The sequence below is a fragment of the Enterobacteriaceae endosymbiont of Donacia clavipes genome (assembly GCF_012570365.1).
Classification (GTDB): Bacteria; Pseudomonadota; Gammaproteobacteria; order Enterobacterales; family Enterobacteriaceae.
This window is the reverse complement of the sequence record NZ_CP046208.1, coordinates 376308-395886: the sequence shown is the minus strand read 5'-3', so window position 1 is coordinate 395886 and position 19579 is coordinate 376308. Positions and strand designations below refer to the sequence as shown.

16 protein-coding genes and 1 other RNA gene are annotated in these 19579 nt (G+C 18.8%); 10 read left to right on the top strand and 7 right to left on the bottom strand.

The genetic code is table 11. The annotated features are described in order from the left end of the window. Positions 1-317: 317 nt before the first annotated feature. Positions 318-800, top strand: a complete 483-nt coding sequence (gene smpB, locus GJT92_RS01945) for an SsrA-binding protein SmpB (protein WP_168919869.1) — start codon at positions 318-320, stop codon at positions 798-800. 6 nt (positions 801-806) lie between these two features. Next, positions 807-1171: a transfer-messenger RNA gene (gene ssrA, locus GJT92_RS01940) on the top strand. Positions 1172-1192: 21 nt separating this feature from the next. On the opposite strand, the gene typA is transcribed toward ssrA, so the two are convergent. The 5 genes from typA to GJT92_RS01915 all read right to left on the bottom strand — a co-directional run bounded on the left by typA (position 1193) and on the right by GJT92_RS01915 (position 6006). After that, positions 1193-3037, bottom strand: a complete 1845-nt coding sequence (gene typA / locus GJT92_RS01935; protein WP_168919808.1) for a translational GTPase TypA — start codon at positions 3035-3037, stop codon at positions 1193-1195. A 284-nt stretch (positions 3038-3321) separates the two neighbouring features. Continuing rightward, complete coding sequence (locus tag GJT92_RS01930; protein ID WP_168919807.1) at positions 3322-4188, bottom strand: 5'-3' exonuclease; 867 nt, start codon at positions 4186-4188, stop codon at positions 3322-3324. Between the two features lie 45 nt (positions 4189-4233). Further along, positions 4234-4914 (bottom strand): thioredoxin domain-containing protein, encoded by a 681-nt coding sequence (locus GJT92_RS01925; RefSeq protein ID WP_168919806.1) that lies wholly within the window; start codon positions 4912-4914, stop codon positions 4234-4236. Positions 4915-5050: 136 nt separating this feature from the next. Further along, positions 5051-5830 carry an RluA family pseudouridine synthase gene (locus GJT92_RS01920; protein WP_168919805.1) on the bottom strand — a complete coding sequence of 260 codons (780 nt, stop codon included), beginning with the start codon at positions 5828-5830 and terminating at the stop codon, positions 5051-5053. Then, entirely contained in the window at positions 5818-6006 is a 189-nt protein-coding gene (locus GJT92_RS01915; RefSeq protein ID WP_168919804.1) for a S4 domain-containing protein, read from the bottom strand. Before GJT92_RS01915 ends, GJT92_RS01920 begins: the two co-directional genes overlap by 13 nt. Positions 6007-6092: 86 nt before the next feature. Between GJT92_RS01915 and bamD the strand changes: the two genes are divergently transcribed. Next, positions 6093-6794 (top strand): outer membrane protein assembly factor BamD, encoded by a 702-nt coding sequence (gene bamD, locus GJT92_RS01910; RefSeq protein ID WP_168919803.1) that lies wholly within the window; start codon positions 6093-6095, stop codon positions 6792-6794. Between the two features lie 66 nt (positions 6795-6860). Here bamD and GJT92_RS01905 read toward each other — a convergent pair whose 3' ends face one another. Next, positions 6861-7916 carry a chorismate mutase gene (locus tag GJT92_RS01905; RefSeq protein ID WP_168919802.1) on the bottom strand — a complete coding sequence of 352 codons (1056 nt, stop codon included), beginning with the start codon at positions 7914-7916 and terminating at the stop codon, positions 6861-6863. A gap of 29 nt (positions 7917-7945) precedes the next feature. Then, positions 7946-9001: a 3-deoxy-7-phosphoheptulonate synthase gene (locus GJT92_RS01900; protein WP_168919801.1), complete on the bottom strand. Its 1056-nt coding sequence runs from the start codon at positions 8999-9001 to the stop codon at positions 7946-7948. 205 nt (positions 9002-9206) lie between these two features. Between GJT92_RS01900 and parC the strand changes: the two genes are divergently transcribed. The 7 genes from parC (at position 9207) to nuoC (ending at position 19575) form a co-directional block, all read left to right on the top strand. After that, positions 9207-11447 (top strand): DNA topoisomerase IV subunit A, encoded by a 2241-nt coding sequence (parC, locus tag GJT92_RS01895; protein ID WP_425483313.1) that lies wholly within the window; start codon positions 9207-9209, stop codon positions 11445-11447. Positions 11448-11883: 436 nt separating this feature from the next. Continuing rightward, positions 11884-14331, top strand: coding sequence for a bifunctional aspartate kinase/homoserine dehydrogenase I (thrA, locus tag GJT92_RS01890; protein ID WP_168919799.1), 2448 nt, complete (start codon positions 11884-11886; stop codon positions 14329-14331). 23 nt (positions 14332-14354) lie between these two features. Continuing rightward, positions 14355-15296, top strand: coding sequence for a homoserine kinase (gene thrB, locus GJT92_RS01885; protein ID WP_168919798.1), 942 nt, complete (start codon positions 14355-14357; stop codon positions 15294-15296). Beyond that, positions 15293-16597 carry a threonine synthase gene (thrC, locus tag GJT92_RS01880; protein ID WP_168919797.1) on the top strand — a complete coding sequence of 435 codons (1305 nt, stop codon included), beginning with the start codon at positions 15293-15295 and terminating at the stop codon, positions 16595-16597. Before thrB ends, thrC begins: the two co-directional genes overlap by 4 nt. A gap of 38 nt (positions 16598-16635) precedes the next feature. After that, positions 16636-17001, top strand: coding sequence for an NADH-quinone oxidoreductase subunit A (gene ndhC / locus GJT92_RS01875; protein ID WP_168919796.1), 366 nt, complete (start codon positions 16636-16638; stop codon positions 16999-17001). A 50-nt stretch (positions 17002-17051) separates the two neighbouring features. Continuing rightward, positions 17052-17714: a NuoB/complex I 20 kDa subunit family protein gene (locus tag GJT92_RS01870; RefSeq protein ID WP_168919795.1), complete on the top strand. Its 663-nt coding sequence runs from the start codon at positions 17052-17054 to the stop codon at positions 17712-17714. A 31-nt stretch (positions 17715-17745) separates the two neighbouring features. After that, positions 17746-19575, top strand: coding sequence for an NADH-quinone oxidoreductase subunit C/D (nuoC, locus tag GJT92_RS01865; RefSeq protein ID WP_168919794.1), 1830 nt, complete (start codon positions 17746-17748; stop codon positions 19573-19575). Positions 19576-19579 lie beyond the last annotated feature (4 nt).

The window sequence follows — 19579 nt, the reverse complement described above, 5'->3', positions numbered from 1 at the left end:
TAAATTTAATATTTATTATAAATAATTTATTTTTTTATTCATAAACATTAAAAATTTTTATTTTATTAATATAAAAATTATTATTAAAAATAAAATATAAAAAATATTATAAAAATTATTTTTATAATTTAAATATGTTTAAAGATAATTTTTATTTTTAATGATTATATAATATAATAAAAATATTAAAAATTATTTAATTAATAAATTATTTTAATAAAATTTATCAAATTTTTTATTAATATATTTCAAAATAAACAAAATTTTAATAATTTATTGAAATTATTAAATATATCTGATATTATAAATATTATCTAATAAAATTATTAAATTATTTATATAATGGAAAAAAAAAATATATTATTTTAAATAAAAAAATATATTATAATTATTTTATTCAAAAAGAAATGAATGCGGGAATTATTTTAAAAGGATGGGAAATTAAATCATTAAGATTAAATCGAGTATCTATAAATAATAGTTTTGTAAGTATTATATCTAATAAAGTTTATTTATTTAATTTAAATATTAATCCATTAAAAACAATTTGTAGTCATTTACAATACGATTGTAATCGTAAAAAACAGTTATTATTAAAAAAAAAAGAAATAGAATTACTAAAAAATTATAATAAACTTAAAAATTTTACTATAATTACGATAGGTTTATTCTGGAAAAAATCTTGGTGTAAAATAAAAATTGCTATTGCTAAAGGTAAAAAAAAATATGATAAAAGAATTTTATTAAAAAATAAAGAATGGAATATTAAAAAATCTCGTTTTTTAAAAAGAAGTATTTAAAACTTTGGGGCTGATTATGGATTTGACATAATTATCAAATTTTAGGAGCATGTCAAGGAAACGGTAGGCCTTGTAAAAAAACCGTATTTTAAGTAATTGCAAAAAATCAAAACTATGCTTTAGCAGCATAAAAAACTGTAAAAGCCCTGTTTCTTATTATTTGCTCTTTAATGAAAAGTAAACAGGTCATAATTTAAAGAGATCGTATATTATAAGTCTTAAAATAATATATTAAAGAAATAAAATAGACTATGTAATATTGAATTTGTTTTATTATTAAATATTACTAAAATTTATAAAATAAAAATAAACATGTAGTTCCGAAAATGTAGTAATTTTGGACGGGGGTTCGAATCCCCCCAGCTCCACCAAAATAAAAGTTTTTTCATAAATTATTTAAAATTATTTTTTTTATTTTTATTAAATTTACGCAAGGATTTGGTTAAATATTTTTTTCTAATTCTGATTGATTTTGGAGTAATTTCTACTAATTCATCATTTTTGATAAAATCTATTGCTTCTTCTAAAGATATTTTTTTAATAGGACTTAAATTAATAGGATTATCACTTCCTGAAGCTCTCATATTAGTTAATTTTTTATTAATTAAACAATTTACAGTCAAATCATTAGATTTATTATGTACACCTATAATTTGTCCTTCGTAAATTTTTTCTCCTGGTGTAATTAATAATTTACCTCTAGATTGTAAATTAAATAAAGCAAATGCAACAGCATATCCTTCTTTATTTGAAATTAAAACTCCATTATTTCTTTCTCCGATTAAATCATATGTATTAATATCATAATGACTAAAAAAAGAATTAATTACTCCAGTACCTGATGTCGCATTTATAAATTCATTACGAAAACCAATTAAACCTTTGCTTGAAATAATTGCCTCAATTCTAATTCTATTATTAACATCATTTAAAATAATATTATTTATAATAGCTTTTCTTTTACTAATTAACTGAATTATATAACCTTTTTTATTTTGAGCAAAATCTAAAATTAATATTTCAAATGGTTCTTTTTTTATTCCGTTAATAATTTTAGATATAATTTGTGGTCTAGATACAGATAATTCAAATCCTTCTTTTCTCATATTTTCTATTAAAATAACTAAATGTAATTCTCCTCTCCCTGAAACATAAAAAATATTATTATTAGTAGTTTCTTCTATTTTTAGAGCTATATCATGTAAACATTCTTTACGAATTCTATCAAATATTTTTTTAGATGTTAAATGTTTTCCTTCTTTTCCTGAAAATGGAGAATTATTTACATGAAATAACATACTAATTTTAGGTTTTTCTATAATTAGTAAAGGTAAAGGATCAGGATGATTAAGATCACAAATAGTATCAGAAATATTTATTTCTTCAAATCCTAAACCAGCTAAACCAACAATATTACCAGCTTCAGCTTTATTAATATATACAGGTTTTAAACTTATATTAGATATTATATATAATACTTTTATTTTTTTAATGATTTTATTATTTTTAATAAAAGTAACATATTGATTAATTTTAATAATTCCTCTTTTTATTAAACCAGTACAAATATTTCCGATATAATTATTATGTTCTATTTGAGAAATTTGCATTTGAAATGGTTTATTTATATTTACATTAGGCGGAAATGCATATTTAATAATAGTTTCATATAATATGTTCATATTTTTATACATTTGATTTATATTATGCCCAGATGTTCCTTTAAGAGCTGATGTATAAACGATAGGAAAATCAAGTTGTTCATCAGTAGCATTTAAACTAACAAATAAATCAAATATTTGATCTATAACCCAATCAGGACGAATAAATTTTCTATCTATTTTATTTATAACAATAATAGGTTTCAAATTATATAAAAGAGCTTTTAATGCAACAAATCTTGTTTGTGGCATTGGTCCTTCAACAGCATCAACTACTAATAAAACAGAATCTACCATAGATAAAATACGTTCTACTTCTGCACTAAAATCTGCATGTCCAGGTGTATCAATTATATTGATTTGATAATCTTTCCAAAATATAGATGTATTTTTTGAAAAAATAGTAATTCCCTTTTCTTTTTCTAATTTATTACTATCCATTATTCTATTTATATTATTTTTAAAAATATTTTTTGTATTTTGAAAATTTTCTGATTCTTGTAATAATTTATCTATTAATGTAGTTTTACCATGATCTATATGTGCAACAATAGCTATATTTCGTATTTTTTTCATAAATAAATCCTAATTATTATATACTTATATTTAGTTATATAAATTTTTTATTTTTAAATATAAATAAATTTTTTTAATAAAATAAAATGTTTTATATAAAAGAATATAATTAAATTTTAATTTTTTAAAATATTAATAATTTAATTATTATTTTAAAAATAATGTTATTTTTAAAATTATTTTAATTTTAATAAGTATATTTTAATTTTTTTTCAAATAAGAAAATACTAATATAATTAAAATTTAAATTTATTATTAGATATATAAATATTTTTTATAATAAATTATGACTTATTTATGTTTTTTAACCATTTATTAAGTTTATAAGTTTTAAATAAAGATTTTAAACAATTTTTTTTTGGTTTATTTATTAAATTTAAATCATTTAAATTTAAATTAATATTAGTTTTAATTTTTGTTAACTTATGATATAAAAAAACTGATTTTTTATATTTTATAAGTTTTTTTTTTATATTATTGCCCCCCCTAAAATTTATATTATTAACAATATCTAAATTATTATAGATATATTTTAAATTTCCTAATTTATTTATTAAATTTTTACCTATTATATTTCCTATTCCTGGAACTCCAGGAATATTATCTATAGAATCTCCAGTTAATGCTAATAAATCACTAATAAATTCAGGAAATACTCTATATTTATAATATATTTCTTTTGGTCCAGAAATAGAATAATTAATAGGATTTACTATTTTAATTTTTTGAGTTACTAATTGTGCTATATCTTTATCAAGACTAAAAATATAAACAAAATAATCTTTTTTTTCTGCTTGTAATGCTAAAGTACCAATAATATCATCTGCTTCTATATTATTAATAGAAATAGCACTATATCCCATAGCCTTTATAATTTTTAACAAAGGATTAATTTGTATATTTAAATTATTAGGCATATTTTTTCGTGTTGATTTGTATTTATTAAAAATTTTTTTTCTAAAAGAAACACCTTTATCAAATATAATTAAAAAATAACTATTTGGATTTATTTTTATAATTTTATTAAACATATTAATAAAACCATATATTGCTCCCGTAGGATATCCTTCACTATTAATTAAATTAGGTAAAGCATAATAAGCTCTATATAAATAAAATGATCCATCTATTAAAATTATTTTTTTTTTCATATTTAATAATAAAAATATATTTAAATATTTATTAAAAATTCAATTTTAATTTTTTGAAAGTTTAATTACTAAATCAATATAATATTTAAAAAAATTATCATAATAACTAGAATATAATTCAGAAAGATTTATTTCATATTTATTATTTACATAAATATTAGGAACAATATGTATATCTAATTTTTCAGCTAAATTTGTTTCTTTTATGAATAATATTTTTGCTATATAACTATGCCATGCTGAACTAAAAATACGATTACTAACTCCAGCTTTTTTAACAAAAATTTTTTTTATAGATTCATAATCATGAATAGAATTATTTTTATGTATACCTTCAAAAATAGGACCAATTACCTTATTTTCTACATTTAACATTTTTGCAACAATCCAAGCATAACCTATTAAACTTCCAAATCCATCATCATCATCAAATTGATTCAAGTGATATCTAAAAATTTTTATATTTTTAGGCATTTTACCTTTTAAAGATTTTTGATTTATTCCTAAATAAAATTCATAACAACGAGGGCATAAAAATGAAAAAAATTCTACCACAATTGGTTTTTTATGTGATATTTCTTTATTGTATAATACTTGTTCTTTAGGAGTTAAAACATCATAAAAAAATGATTGAGGTAATTCTGATGCAAAGCAAACACTAGATATTGTTAAACATAATAATATATTAAAAAATAACATATATTTTTTTATATTTATATTTATCATGGTTTTTCTCTTTAATAAACTTATTAATTTATATTTTTAAATTATAAACTAATTTATAATATTAATAAAATTAATTTTATATATTAATTTAAATTCTTCATATTTTTTATTTTTATAAAAAAAAATTATTTTTTAGTTAATAAATATTTTTTTTTAAAAAATAAATTAATTGATTTATATCATTTGGTAATGATGAATATAATTTTATAAAAATATTATAAAATGGATGTAAAAATTTTAAATAACATGCATGTAAAGCTTGTCTTTTAATTATTTTATTAATATTTTTTTTATAAAAATCATTACACAAAAAAATATTTTTATTATTTTTATAAATAGGATCTCCTATAATACTATGATTTATATATGATAAATGAACTCTAATTTGATGAGTTCTTCCTGTTTTTAACCTAATTTTTAAATGTGAATGAATTTTAAAAATATTTTTTATAAAATATTCTGTTATTGATTTTTTTCCTAAAGAATTTACTTTCATAAAAATATTTTTTTTTTTATATATACGTTTAATTGGATAATTAATTATTCCATTTTTATTAATTATTCCGTTTACAATTGTTTCATACTCTCTAATAATATTATGTTTTTTCAGTTCTTTTCTTAAAAAAATATAAGAGTTGATATTTTTTGCTATAATCATTAAACCAGTAGTATCTTTATCTAATCTATGTATAATACCAGCTCTGGGTAAATCTCTTAAAAAAGGATAATAATATATTAAAGAATTAAATAAAGTATTTTCCATATTTTGATTTGCAGGATGTACAATAAGATTAGATTGTTTATTTATAACTAAAACATAATTATCATCATAAATTATGTTTAATGGTATTTTTTGTGCTTTCCATTTAATTTTTTTACTAGAAACTATTGCATTAATCTTAATTATATCACCCAAAAATATTTTTTTTTAGGTATATTTATAATAATATTATTTATTTTAACACAATTATTTATTATTAATTTTTTTATTTTAGATCTTGAAAATTGTATAATTTTTTTTGTAAGAAATATATCTAATCTTTTTCTATCATATATAGAACAAACTTTTAATATTAATTTAATATTTTTCATATTTTAAAATATCTTTAATTTAAAACTATATTTAGTATATATTTATCTTAATATTAATTATAAATCTTTTAAAAGAAAAAACAAATATGAATATTTTTATAAAAAAAAAATTCTTTATTATTAATATGTTAATATTAATATTAACAATTAATTGTAAATATTCTAGTTGTGATAATAAAATAAATTCAAATTTTTGTTTAAAAAAAAAATATTTAGAATCAATAAAAATTTTATATGATCATAAATATCAAAAAGCTTTATTTAAATTTCAAGATTTTTATATAAAATATCCATATAATAAATATACCGAGAAAGTTTTAGTATATTTAATTTATTTAAATTATATTGATAAAAATTTTTTAAATGTTTTAGATTTTACAGAAGAATTTATCATTTCATATAATAAATCTCCTTTTTTGGATTATATTCTCTATATTAGAATTATGTCAGAAATATCTTTAGATCAAAATAATGAAATACAAAATTTATTTAATATAGAAAGATCACACTATAATCCTTTTTATACTAATCTTGCAATTAATGATACAAATATTCTTATTAAAAATTATCCAAATAGTATTTATATAAAATATTTAAAATATCATTTAATTAAAATGAAAAATCGTGTAAGAAAATTTGATTTAAATATTATTAAATTTTTGTTTAAAAAAAAAATGTATATTTCGACAATTAACAGATGTATAAGATTTTTAAAATTTTACTCTTCTAACAATAAAGAAACTAAATTAGTGAAAAAAATATTACAAGAATCTTTTAGTAAATTTTAAAATAACTTTTTTTATAAAAAACTTAATATCCTATTCAATATTAAGTTTTTTTTTAAAAATTTATTATTAATTATATTTAAAAATATTAATTATTTCTTTAATTTTTTTTTTTTGAATTAAATTAATTATGTTATTCATATGAATTAAATATTTTCTAATATTTTTTTCATTACTATTAGAAAATAAAATTGTATTTATGTATAATTTTAAATCTTTTAAAAATTTTTTTTTTAAAGGAAATAAATTTAAATCACAAAAAGGTATTGAAAATAATGATAATTGTTTTTCTAATGGTTCATTTTTTTTTAATAAAAAAATATTATATATTATTAATGTAGAAAAATATTGCAATGATTTTAAAAAAAGAAATTTATTATATTTAATTATATCAATATTTTTTATTTTTAATCCCCAAATTTCCATTTGTTTTAAAAACCAAATATAAGACTTAGATTTATGTATAAAACAACATAATATAGATTTTTTTATTAAAATAATACTTTTTAAATTAAATAAAGGATATAAACCAAGAATTGGTCCTTTATGTATTTTTGATATTTTTTTTATTAATATATTTTCTATAGAAGAAATAATTATAATTGTACAATTTTTAGGTAATTTTTTTAATTTATAAATTAATATATCAAAATATGGTATTGATATATTTATACTAATAATAACTATACTTATATTTAAAAATAAATCATTTATATTATTATTCACTTTAAAATTTTCTAATTCTATGATAATAACACTATAATTTGACATAATTAACATTTTTTTAAAAAAATGTCCCATTTTATTATTAGTAATAATTAATATAGTTAAAATATCAGAATTTAATTTTTTAAAATTTTTTTTTTGTTCATATAAATATGATTCGTTTATTATACAATATAATATTTTTTCAATAAGATTAGGTGATATACCTTTTTTTTTTGCTTCTTTTCTTTTTCTTTTAATTATATATTTTTCTCTTTTTGGATCATAAATAGGTAATTTATGCTTATTTTTTATTATTCCTACTTTTTTTACTAAAATTAATCTTTTATTTATAATTTCTAGTAATTTTTTATCTAAAATATCTATTTTATTACGTAATATAATTAGTTTTTTTAACATAAAATTTAAATTATTTAATTTAATATTTTTTATAAAGAACGAAATTTAAGTATTGAATTTAATTCAGTATTTATAAAAAATAAAATATTTTCTGTGGTTTGTAAATTTATACATCCATCTGTAATTGATATACCATATTGTAATTTTTCTGGATTTTTAATATCTAATATTTGATTTCCTTCTTTAAGATAACTTTCTATCATTATTCCTATAATAGAATTATTTCCTTCTTTAATTTGTGATATTATTGATTTAATAACTAAAATTTGTTTTCTAAAATCTTTATTAGAATTACCATGACTACAATCTATCATTATTTTTGATTTTAATCCTAATTTTAAAATATTTTTTTCATATTTTTTTATATTATTTTTATGATAATTTGGAATTTTTCCTCCACGTAAAATAATATGAGAATTTTTATTACCAATACTATTTATTATGCAAACTTTACCATTATTATTTAAACCAATAAAATGATGTTCTTGAGAAGAAGATTGAATAGCATTTATAGCAGAAAATATATTACCATCTGTATTATTTTTAAAACCAACAGGTATTTTTAATGAAGAAGCTATTTCTCTATGTATTTGTGATTCTACAGTACGTGCTCCAATAGCAATCCAACTAAAAAGATCTTCTAAATATTTTGATGTATTAGGATCCAATATTTCAGTTGCTAATGCAATATTATTATTAGATAATTTTATCAATAATTTACGAGCTAAATATAAACCTTTATTAATATCAAAAGAATTATTCATATATGGATCGTTAATTAATCCTTTCCATCCTAAAATAGTTCTAGGTTTTTCAAAATACACTCTCATAACAATGTATATATTACTAATTTTTAAAGATATTTTTTTTAAAAAATTTCCATATTCTATTGCTTCTTTTATATTATGTATTGAACAAGGTCCACAAACAATTAATAATCTATGATTTTTTCCAGAAATTATATTTGATATAATTTTACGTGATATCAAAATTTGATCTTTTATTTTTTGAGATATTGGTAACTTACTTTTTAATTCTTTTGGAGTTATTAAGCATTGATTATGATTAAAATTATTATTTTTCATAATAAAATATCCATAAATAAAAATATTATTGCATAAAAATAACATATTTATTTAATAAAGTTTAATCTTATTTAACACATATTAAAATTTATTAAATATATAAATAAGGTTTTTTTATTTTTGTAATAAAATATTTTAAAATTTATTTATAATTAAAAATTAATTATATAAAAAATTAATTTTAGGAGAAAATATGAGTAAAACAATAAAAAATAAAATAGAATCTATTCCATTATATAAATTTGCTGAACATGCTTATTTAAATTATTCTATTTACGTAATTTCTGATAGAGCTTTACCTCATATTGGAGATGGTTTGAAACCAGTTCAAAGAAGAGTCATATATGCTATGTCTGAATTAGGTTTAAAATCTTCATCTAAATTTAAAAAATCAGCCAGAACTATTGGTGATGTTATTGGAAAATATCATCCTCATGGAGATATAGCATGTTATGAAGCAATGGTTCTTATGGCACAATCATTTTCTTATAGATATCCGTTAATAGAAGGTCAAGGTAATTGGGGTTCTCCAGACGATCCTAAATCATTTGCTGCAATGAGATATACAGAATCACGTTTGTCAAAATATTCTGATATATTATTAAATGAAATAGAAAAAGGTACTGTACAATTCATTTCTAATTTTGATGGAACATTATTAGAACCCAAAATATTACCTGCATGTTTACCTAATATAATTTTAAATGGTTCTACAGGAATAGCAGTAGGTATGGCAACAGATATTCCCCCTCATAATATTAAAGAAATATCTAGTGCTATAATTAAATTAATCGATTATCCTAAAATAAAATTATCTGATCTTTCAGAAATAATTCAAGGTCCAGATTTTCCTTCAGGAAACGAAATTATAACTTCTAAAGAAGATATATATAAAATATATGAAAAAGGTAGAGGGTCAATTAAATTGAGAGCTGTATGGAAAATAAAAGATAATACAGTTATAATTACAGCATTACCTCACCAAATTTCGGGAATACGTATTATTGAACAAATTACAGTACAAATGAGAAATAAAAAATTACCAATGATTGAAGAAATTAGAGATGAATCTGATTATGAAAATCCTACAAGAATAGTTATTATTATTCGTAGTAATTTTAATTATTTAACAATAAAACAAATTATGCATCATTTATTTTTTACTACTGATTTAGAAAAAAGTTACCGTATAAATTTAAATATGATAGGGTTAAATAATAAACCTGCTGTAAAAAATTTAATAGAAATATTATCAGAATGGATTATTTTTAGACGTCACATAGTGAAAAAACGTTTAAATTTTCATTTAAATAAGTTAAAAAAAAGATTACATGTTATACAAGGATTATTAATCGTATATTCTAATTTAGAAAAATTTATACAAATTATTAGATTAAATATAAATCCTAATCCTATTATTAAAAATAAATTTAATCTTACTGATATGCAAATAGAAAATTTACTTAATTTTAAACTACGTTCAATTTCATTTACTGAAGAAAAAAAATTAATTAATGAAAAAAAAAAATTAGAAATAGAACATGATAATATTCAAAAAATATTATCTTCTAAACAAAAAATGAATTTATTATTAAAAAAAGAAATATTATCTGCATCTGATAATTATGCTAATGATCGTCGTTCAATAATTAAAAAAAGAACAGAAGCAAAATTATTAAATGAATACGAATTAGTTTCAGATGAACCTATTACAATTATCCTTTCTAAAATGGGTTGGATTAGATGTGCAAAAGGTCATACTATAGATCCATTAAATCTTCATTATAAATCAGGAGATTCATTCTTAATTTCAGTAAAAGGTAAAAAAAACCAAACTATAGTTGTTATAGATTCTAAAGGACGTAGTTATAGTATTGATTCTACTACTTTACCTGCAGCTCGTAGTCAAGGGGAACCTTTAAATGGTAAATTAAATATTACACAAGGATCAATAATTAAAAGTTTATTAATGGAATCTAATAGTAAAGAAATTATTCTTTCTTCTAATTCTGGTTATGGATTTATATGTAAATTTAATGATTTAATTGCATGTAATAGAAATGGAAAATTATCTATGATTTTAACAGGTAATGCTGAAATTTTATCTCCTTTAGTAATTAATGATAAAAATGATAAAGTTTTGGTTATATCATTTTTAAATAAATTTTTATTATTTTCTTTAGATGAAATTCCTAGATTATCTAGAGGAAGAGGAAGTAGATTAATTTTTATTAATAATAAAGAATTTTTTCAAAATAAAGATAAATTAGAATGGATATTTCTTATTAATAAACAATCTATAGTCTATATAGAGACTAATAATAAAAAATTTAAATTAACATATGAAAAATTAAAAATATTTCATTCAATAAAAGGTAAAAAAGGTTTTTTATATAAAAATATTAATAATATTAAAAATATTTTTATAAAAAAAACTAACAGTTAAAATTTATTTATTAAATATTTAAAATATTTACATAAAAATGTAATTTAGTATATTTACTTACTTAATAAATTACTATATTAGATATTTTATGTATATTTAATAAAAAATAAAAAATTTTAATATAATAAATATAATTAATTTAAATAATAAATTTATTAAATAATAAATTTTTTTTTCATGTTACAATATAATTAAAGTAAAGTTAAAATATTTTAAAAAAAAATTATATAAATAAAAATCAATTTTTTTTAAATTATTTGTAATAATTTTACAAAGAATTAATTATTAATTAAATATAGTTAAAAATATTTATATTTCAATTATAAATTACAATTTTTTAATTTAAATAAAAATATCAGTATATATTAATTTAGAAAAATTATGTGTGTATAATTATTCATATTTTTATATTTTAAAATTTAGATAGGTTGAAGAAATGAAAGTATTGAAATTTGGTGGAACATCATTAAAAAATGCAGAAAAATTTCTATTGGTAACTAATATAATTAATATTTATTTAAAAAAAAGTAAAATAGCTGTTGTTGTATCTGCTCCAGCAACTATTACAAATAGTTTAGAAATAATGATAGAAAAATCTATAAAAAAAAAAAATTATGAACAAGATTTTATCTATATACAAAAATTTTTTATTAATTTAATTAATAATTTAAAAAAACAAATAAATGATTTAGATATTATTTTTACTAAAAAAAAAATTAATAAAATTTTTGATAAAATTAAACAATTATTATATGGTATTAATCTAATTAATAATTGTCCTGATATAATCAGAGCAAAAATTTTATCACAAGGTGAAAAATTTTCTATTATTTTATTAGAATCTTTATTAAAGATAGAAAAATATAAAATATATATAATTTCTCCAAAAAAATACTTATTAGCATATGGTAATTATTTAGAATCAACAGTTGATATTTCATTAACTTCAAAAAATATTAAAAATATTAATATTTCAAATATTGATATAATACTAATGGCAGGATTTTCTGCTGTTAATAAAAAAAAAGAAACTGTTTTATTAGGTAGAAATGGTTCTGATTACTCAGCAGCAATATTATCTGTTTGTTTAAAAGCTAAATATTGTGAAATTTGGACTGATGTAAATGGTATTCATACAGCAGATCCTAATTTAATATCTAATACAAAATTATTAAAATTTATTTCTTATCAAGAAGCAATAACATTAGCATATTTTGGAGCTAAAGTTATTCATTATAAAACTTTATTTCCTATGTTAAAAAATAATATACCTTGTATCATTAAAAATATAATAAATATAAAATCTAATGGAACTTTAATTAGTAATAATAACATTAAAAATTCATTACATAAAATAAAGGGTATAACTGAATTAAAAAATATATCAATGTTAAATATTAATGGAGAAAAAAATAAACAAATTAAAAATATTATATCTAGAATATTATTTTTTATTTTTAAATTAAAAATATCTATCTATTTTATAACACAATCTTCTGAAATGTGTAATATTAGTATTTTTATTTTAGATAAAAATTTAAAATATGTTAAATCTTTATTAGAAGAAGAATTTTATTTAGAATTTCAGCATAAATTAATTAAACCAATTTCTATTATTCAACAATTATCAATAATTTCGCTAGTAAGTAATCAAATTAATAATTCGAAAAATATAATATCTGACTTTTTAAATATTTTTAAAATAACAAAAATAAAAATATTTGCTATATCACAAAATATTTTTCAGAACTATATTTCTGTAATTATAAAAGAAAATTATGCAAAAAATATTATAGAAATAACACATAAAACATTATTTCATAAGGAAAAAATACTAGAAATTTTTGTTATAGGTACTGGTGGTATTGGTAATACTTTATTAAAACAAATATATCAAAAAAAAAATTATTTTAAAAAAAAAAATATTATTTTAAAAATTTGCGGTATTTTTAATACTAAATATTCATTAATAAATATTAATGGTCTTAATATAAAAAATTGGAAACAAAATATAGAATATAATCCTAATATCAATATAATAAAAATATTACTTAATAATTTTAAAAAATATAAATTTATTAATCCTGTTATTATAGATTGTACTTCTTCACAAGAAATTGCGAATCAATATGTAAATTTTTTTAATTGTGGTTTAAATATAGTAGCTGCTAATAAGAAAGCAAATTCATCTAAAATGGATTATTATAATCAAATACATTTTTTAGCAAATCAATTAAATTTAAAATTTTTTTATGAAACAAATGTTGGTGCTGGATTACCCGTTATTAGTACTTTACAAAATTTATTAAAAACAGGTGATAAGATTAATTATCTTATTGGTATTTTATCTGGTTCTCTTTCTTTTATTTTTGGTAAACTTGAAGAAGGAATTACTTTTTCTAAAACTATAAAAATAGCTCAAAAAATGGGATTTACAGAACCAGATCCTAGAGTAGATTTATCAGGAATAGATGTAGCTAGAAAATTACTCATATTAGCTAGAGAAATCGGTTATAATTTAGAATTAAATGATATTACTATAGAATCTATTATTCCAAATACTTATAATAAAAAAATTTCTATTGAAGAATTTTTTGTATCTTTATTAGATTTAGATAAAATTTATAAAAAAAAAATTCAAGAAGCTAAAAAAGATAATAAAGTATTACGTTATATTGGTAGTATAGATAAACAAGGATTTTGTAAGGTAGAAATCGTAAAAATTGATAAAAATCATCCTTTTTTTAAAATAAAAAATGGAGAAAATTCTTTTGCTTTTTATACTAATTATTATCAACCATATCCTTTAATTTTAAGAGGATATGGTGCTGGAAACAATGTAACTGCTGCAGGAGTACTTACTGATCTACTACATCTTGTTTAATTAAAAATAAGGAATTATTTTTTATGATTAAAATTTATGCTCCTGCTTCTATTGGAAATATTAATGTAGGTTTTGATACATTAGGAATAGCATTATCTAGAATAGACGGAGGTATTTTAGGAGATTTTGTATCAATTTATTCATCTAGAAAATTTATTCTAATTAACAAAGGTTATTTTTTGAATGATTTACCGAAAAAAAAACATGAAAATATTATCTTTCATTGTTGGATGAAATTTTGTAATAAAATTGGAAAAAAAATTCCCTTAAAAATTATTTTAGAAAAAAATGTTCCTGTTGCATCTGGATTAGGTTCAAGTGCTTGTTCTGTAGTTGCTTTTTTAAAAGCAATAAATTTATTTTGTAATAATCCATTAAAAGAATATGATTTATTAAAATTAATGGGAGAATTAGAAGGTTTTTTATCAGGTAATATCCATTATGATAATATAGTTCCTTGTTTTTTTGGTGGTATGAAATTAATATTAATAACTAATAAAAATAATCTAATTATTCAAAATATTCCAATTTTTAAAAATTGGTTTTGGGTAGTCGCATATCCCGGAATTAAATTACCTACATATGATTCTAGAAAAATATTACCAAATTTATATAAAAAAGAAGTTTTTATTAAACAAAGTCAATATTTAGCAGGATTTATACATGCCAGTCATACAAAACAAGAATTATTAGCATTAAAATTAATGAAAGATTTTATTGCAGAACCTTATAGAAAATCTCTTATTCCTAATTTTGAACAAATTTCTTATGTAGCAAAAAAATTTGGTGCTTTAAATTATGGTATTTCAGGATCAGGACCTACTATATTTAGTATTTTTAATAATTTAAATATTGCAAATAATATGGTTAGTTGGTTAAAAAAAAATTTTATAAAAAATAAAAATGGTTTTGTTTATATTTGTAAAATAAATAAAACAGGTACTAAAATTATGGAGAAAATATGAAATTTTATAACCTTAATTATCATAAAGAACAAAAAAGATTTAATCAAGTTCTAAAAATAGGTTTAGGAAAAAATCAAGGGTTATTTTTCCCAAAAAATTTACCAAAATTAAATAATAAAATAATTACAAATATATTAAATTATAATTTTATAGATAGAAGTAGTTATTTACTATCACTATTTGTTAATAAAAAAGAAATTTCTTTAGATATTTTAAAAGAAAAAATAAAAAAAGCATTTAATTTTCCATTAAAATTAAATTTAATTGATAAAAATCTTTCTTGTTTAGAATTGTTTCATGGTCCTACTTTAGCATTTAAAGATTTTGGTGTACGTTTTATGGCACAAATGTTAAATTTTTTTAATAAAAAAAATAAAATTATTATTTTAACTGCTACTTCTGGAGATACTGGTGCTGCTGTTACTCATGCTTTTAATAAAATGAATAATATTGAAGTTGTTATATTATATCCTTATAAAAAAATTTCTATTTTACAAGAAAAATTATTTTGTACTATAGGAAATAATATAAAAACAATTGCTATTAAAGGTGATTTTGATGATTGTCAAAATCTTGTAAAACGAATATTTAATGATAAAGAACTTAACAAATATTTATCTTTTAATTCTGCTAATTCCATTAATATTAGTCGTTTGATAGCTCAAATCTGTTATTATTTTGAGGCATTTGCACAAATACCTCTAAAAAAACGAAAAAAAAAAGTTATTTTTTCCGTTCCCAGTGGAAATTTTGGAAATTTAACTGCTGGTTTAATAGCCAAAGCAATTGGTTTACCTATACATAAATTTATTGCAGCTACTAATATAAATGATACAGTTTATAGATATTTAAACACGGGTAATTGGTCTCCAAAAAAAACTATACCAACATTATCAAATGCAATGGATGTTAGTTCACCTAATAATTGGCCTAGAATTATGGAAATTTTTAATAAACAAAAATGGAATTTAAATAAATTAACATCTTCCGTTATTACAGATGTGAAAACAACAAAAACTATAATAGATGTATATAATAAATATAAATATATTTTAGAACCACATTCAGCTGTAAGTTATTGTGCGTTAAAAAAACAAATATCAAAAAAAAATACATTTAATATATTTCTTGGTACTGCTCATCCATCTAAGTTTCAAGATTATATTTTTAATATTTTAAATAAAAAAATAGTATTACCCAATATATTAATTAAATGTATAAAAAAAAAAAATTTATCTTATATTTTACCTAATAATTTTTATTATTTAAAAAAATTTTTAATAAAAAATTATGTTATATAATTTTTGATAAAATTTATTTTTAATACAGAGTATTCATTATGGTAATAAATAAATTAGTTTTAAATTATAATTATTTTATAATATTTCAAATTTTTGCTATTATAATTAGTTGTATAATGATGTTAATATCGTTATTTTTAGGAGGACGTTCATATGGTTTAGATAAACATATTCCATTTGAATCAGGAATATTTTCTTATGGTAATACTCAAATTAAAATTCATATTAAATTTTATTTAATAGCGATATTTTTTATAATTTTTGATATTGAATCATTATATTTATATTTATGGTCTGTTTCTATTAAAATTATAAAATTTGAAGGTTTTATTGAAGGAATGTTATTTATTTTAACTATATTAGTTACTTTATTTTATTTATTTAAAATGAAAGCTTTAGACTAAAAATATAAAAATTCTTAATAATATTAAATTAGCAATATATAAATTATATAATGAAATATACTCTTACAAAAATTAATATCAATAATCAAAAAAAATTTCCTTTAGAAGATAAAAAAGTTATTAATTCTGATCCTATGGATGAACAAATTAATAAAAATATTTTTTTAGGAAATTTAAAAAAAATTACACATAAAATAATCAATTGGGGTAGAAAAAATTCTTTGTGGCCATATAATTTCGGTTTATCTTGTTGTTATGTAGAAATGACGACTTCATTTACATCAATTAATGATATAGCTCGTTTTGGTTCAGAAGTTTTAAGAGCATCTCCACGGCAAGCTGATTTTATGGTAATAGCTGGTACATGTTTTTTAAAAATGGCTCCTATTATACAAAGATTATATGATCAAATGTTAGAACCAAAATGGGTAATTTCTATGGGTTCTTGTGCTAATTCTGGAGGAATGTATGATATATATTCTGTAGTACAAGGAGTAGACAAATTTTTACCTGTAGATATTTACATACCTGGATGTCCTCCTAGACCAGAATCATATATACAAGCATTATTATTATTACAAAAATCTATTACTAATGAAAGACGTCCTTTATCTTGGACTATCGGAGATCAAGGTATTTATAAAGCCAAAATGAAATCATCTAATAAATTTTTTAATAAAAATATTAAATTTAAAGTAAATAATGATATATAATTTTATACGAAATTTATAATAGGATTTAATTATGAATAATTATTTTGATAATATAATTCAAAAAATAGGAGAAAAACATAATAAATTTTTTTATAAAGAACACACAGAATCTATAATAGATGAATTAAATATTAATTTTAGTTTTAAAGATTTCATTATACAAAATAGTATGAATAATAAAATGCCATTAATTATTTGGATTAAAGATAAAAATTTAATAAAATTTATAAAATTTTTTTCTAAAATTAATAATCCATATAATATGTTATATGATATGCATGGTATAGATGAAAGATTACATTATAATAAATTTAATTTAATGTATAAAATGGATTTTTCTTTATTTTATCATTTAATTTCTATTAATAGAAATTCAGATATAATTATAAAAATTCCTTTAAAAAAAAATTTCTTAAATGTTTATACAATAACTGATTTTTATAAAAATGCTAATTGGTATGAAAGAGAAATATGGGAAATGTTTGGTATTAATTTTATTAATCATCCTTTTTTAAATCATTTATTATTACCCAAGAATTGGAATAATGGTTATCCTTTACGCAAGGATTTTCCTTCTAGAGCTACAGAATCTAAACCCTATTTTTTGAACAAAGAAAAATATAAAGCAGATATTCATTCTACTGATTTTAATCCAAAAGAATGGAATTTATCAATAGATAATAATAAAAAACATAATAGTTATATGTTTCTTAATTTAGGACCTAATCATCCTTCTGTTCATGGAGCATTTAGAATAATATTACAATTATTAGGTGAAGAAATTATTCAATGTATACCAGATATAGGTTATCACCATAGAGGTGCTGAAAAAATAGCTGAAAGACAAACATGGCATACATACATACCGTATACAGATAGAATAGAATACTTAGGTGGTTGTATAAATGAAATGCCTTATATTCTTGCAGTAGAAAAATTAGCTAATATTATAGTTAATGATAAAATTAATGTTATTAGAATAATGTTATCAGAATTATTTCGTATTAATAGTCATCTATTATTTTTATCTACTTTTATACAAGATGTAGGTGCTATGACTCCTGTTTTTTTAGCATTTACTGATAGACAAAAAATATATGATATTATTGAATTTATTACTGGTGCTAGAATGCATCCAGCATGGTTTAGAATAGGAGGATTAGCTCAAGATCTTCCAAAAGGATGGAATATTTTAGTAAAAAAATTACTTATTTGGTTACCTAAAAGGTTAAAAATATATAAAAAAGTAGCATTACAAAATAGCATTTTAATATCTCGATCTAAAAATATAGCATCTTATAATCAACAAGAAGCAATATCTTGGGGAATAACTGGTGCAGGTTTAAGAGCAACTGGATTAAATTTTGATGTTAGAAAATGGCGTCCTTATTCCGGATATGAAAATTTTGATTTTGATATACCTATAGGTAAAAATATTAGTGATTCTTATTCAAGAGTTTTATTAAAATTTGAGGAGATTTGGCAAAGTTTACGTATTATACAACAATGTTTAAATTATATGCCTGAAGGATCATACAAAATTGATCATCCTTTAACAACACCTCCTTTAAGAAATAAAATGTTAAAAGATATAGAAACATTAATTAATCATTTTGTACAAGTTTCTTGGGGACCATTAATTTCTGCAAATGAATCATTTCAAATGATTGAAGCTACAAAAGGTATTAATAGTTATTATTTAATAAGTGATGGAAATACGATAAGTTATCGAACTAGAATTAGAACACCTAGTTTTCCTCATTTACAACAAATACCATCTGTAATTTGTGGTAGCTTAATATCAGATCTTATTACTTATTTAGGTAGTATTGATTTCGTTATGTCTGATGTAGATCGTTAAAATA

Excerpts from the sequence above, each read along its gene's own strand:
- nuoC (WP_168919794.1), top strand. The coding sequence starts at position 17,746 with ATGAATAATTATTTTGATAATATAATTCAAAAAATAGGAGAAAAACAT.
- thrC (WP_168919797.1), top strand. The coding sequence starts at position 15,293 with ATGAAATTTTATAACCTTAATTATCATAAAGAACAAAAAAGATTTAAT.
- GJT92_RS01915 (WP_168919804.1), bottom strand. The coding sequence starts at position 6,006 with ATGAAAAATATTAAATTAATATTAAAAGTTTGTTCTATATATGATAGA.
- GJT92_RS01900 (WP_168919801.1), bottom strand. The coding sequence starts at position 9,001 with ATGAAAAATAATAATTTTAATCATAATCAATGCTTAATAACTCCAAAA.
- GJT92_RS01870 (WP_168919795.1), top strand. The coding sequence starts at position 17,052 with ATGAAATATACTCTTACAAAAATTAATATCAATAATCAAAAAAAATTT.
- ndhC (WP_168919796.1), top strand. The coding sequence starts at position 16,636 with ATGGTAATAAATAAATTAGTTTTAAATTATAATTATTTTATAATATTT.
- GJT92_RS01930 (WP_168919807.1), bottom strand. The coding sequence starts at position 4,188 with ATGAAAAAAAAAATAATTTTAATAGATGGATCATTTTATTTATATAGA.
- thrA (WP_168919799.1), top strand. The coding sequence starts at position 11,884 with ATGAAAGTATTGAAATTTGGTGGAACATCATTAAAAAATGCAGAAAAA.
- GJT92_RS01905 (WP_168919802.1), bottom strand. The coding sequence starts at position 7,916 with ATGTTAAAAAAACTAATTATATTACGTAATAAAATAGATATTTTAGAT.
- thrB (WP_168919798.1), top strand. The coding sequence starts at position 14,355 with ATGATTAAAATTTATGCTCCTGCTTCTATTGGAAATATTAATGTAGGT.
- GJT92_RS01925 (WP_168919806.1), bottom strand. The coding sequence starts at position 4,914 with ATGATAAATATAAATATAAAAAAATATATGTTATTTTTTAATATATTA.
- bamD (WP_168919803.1), top strand. The coding sequence starts at position 6,093 with ATGAATATTTTTATAAAAAAAAAATTCTTTATTATTAATATGTTAATA.
- typA (WP_168919808.1), bottom strand. The coding sequence starts at position 3,037 with ATGAAAAAAATACGAAATATAGCTATTGTTGCACATATAGATCATGGT.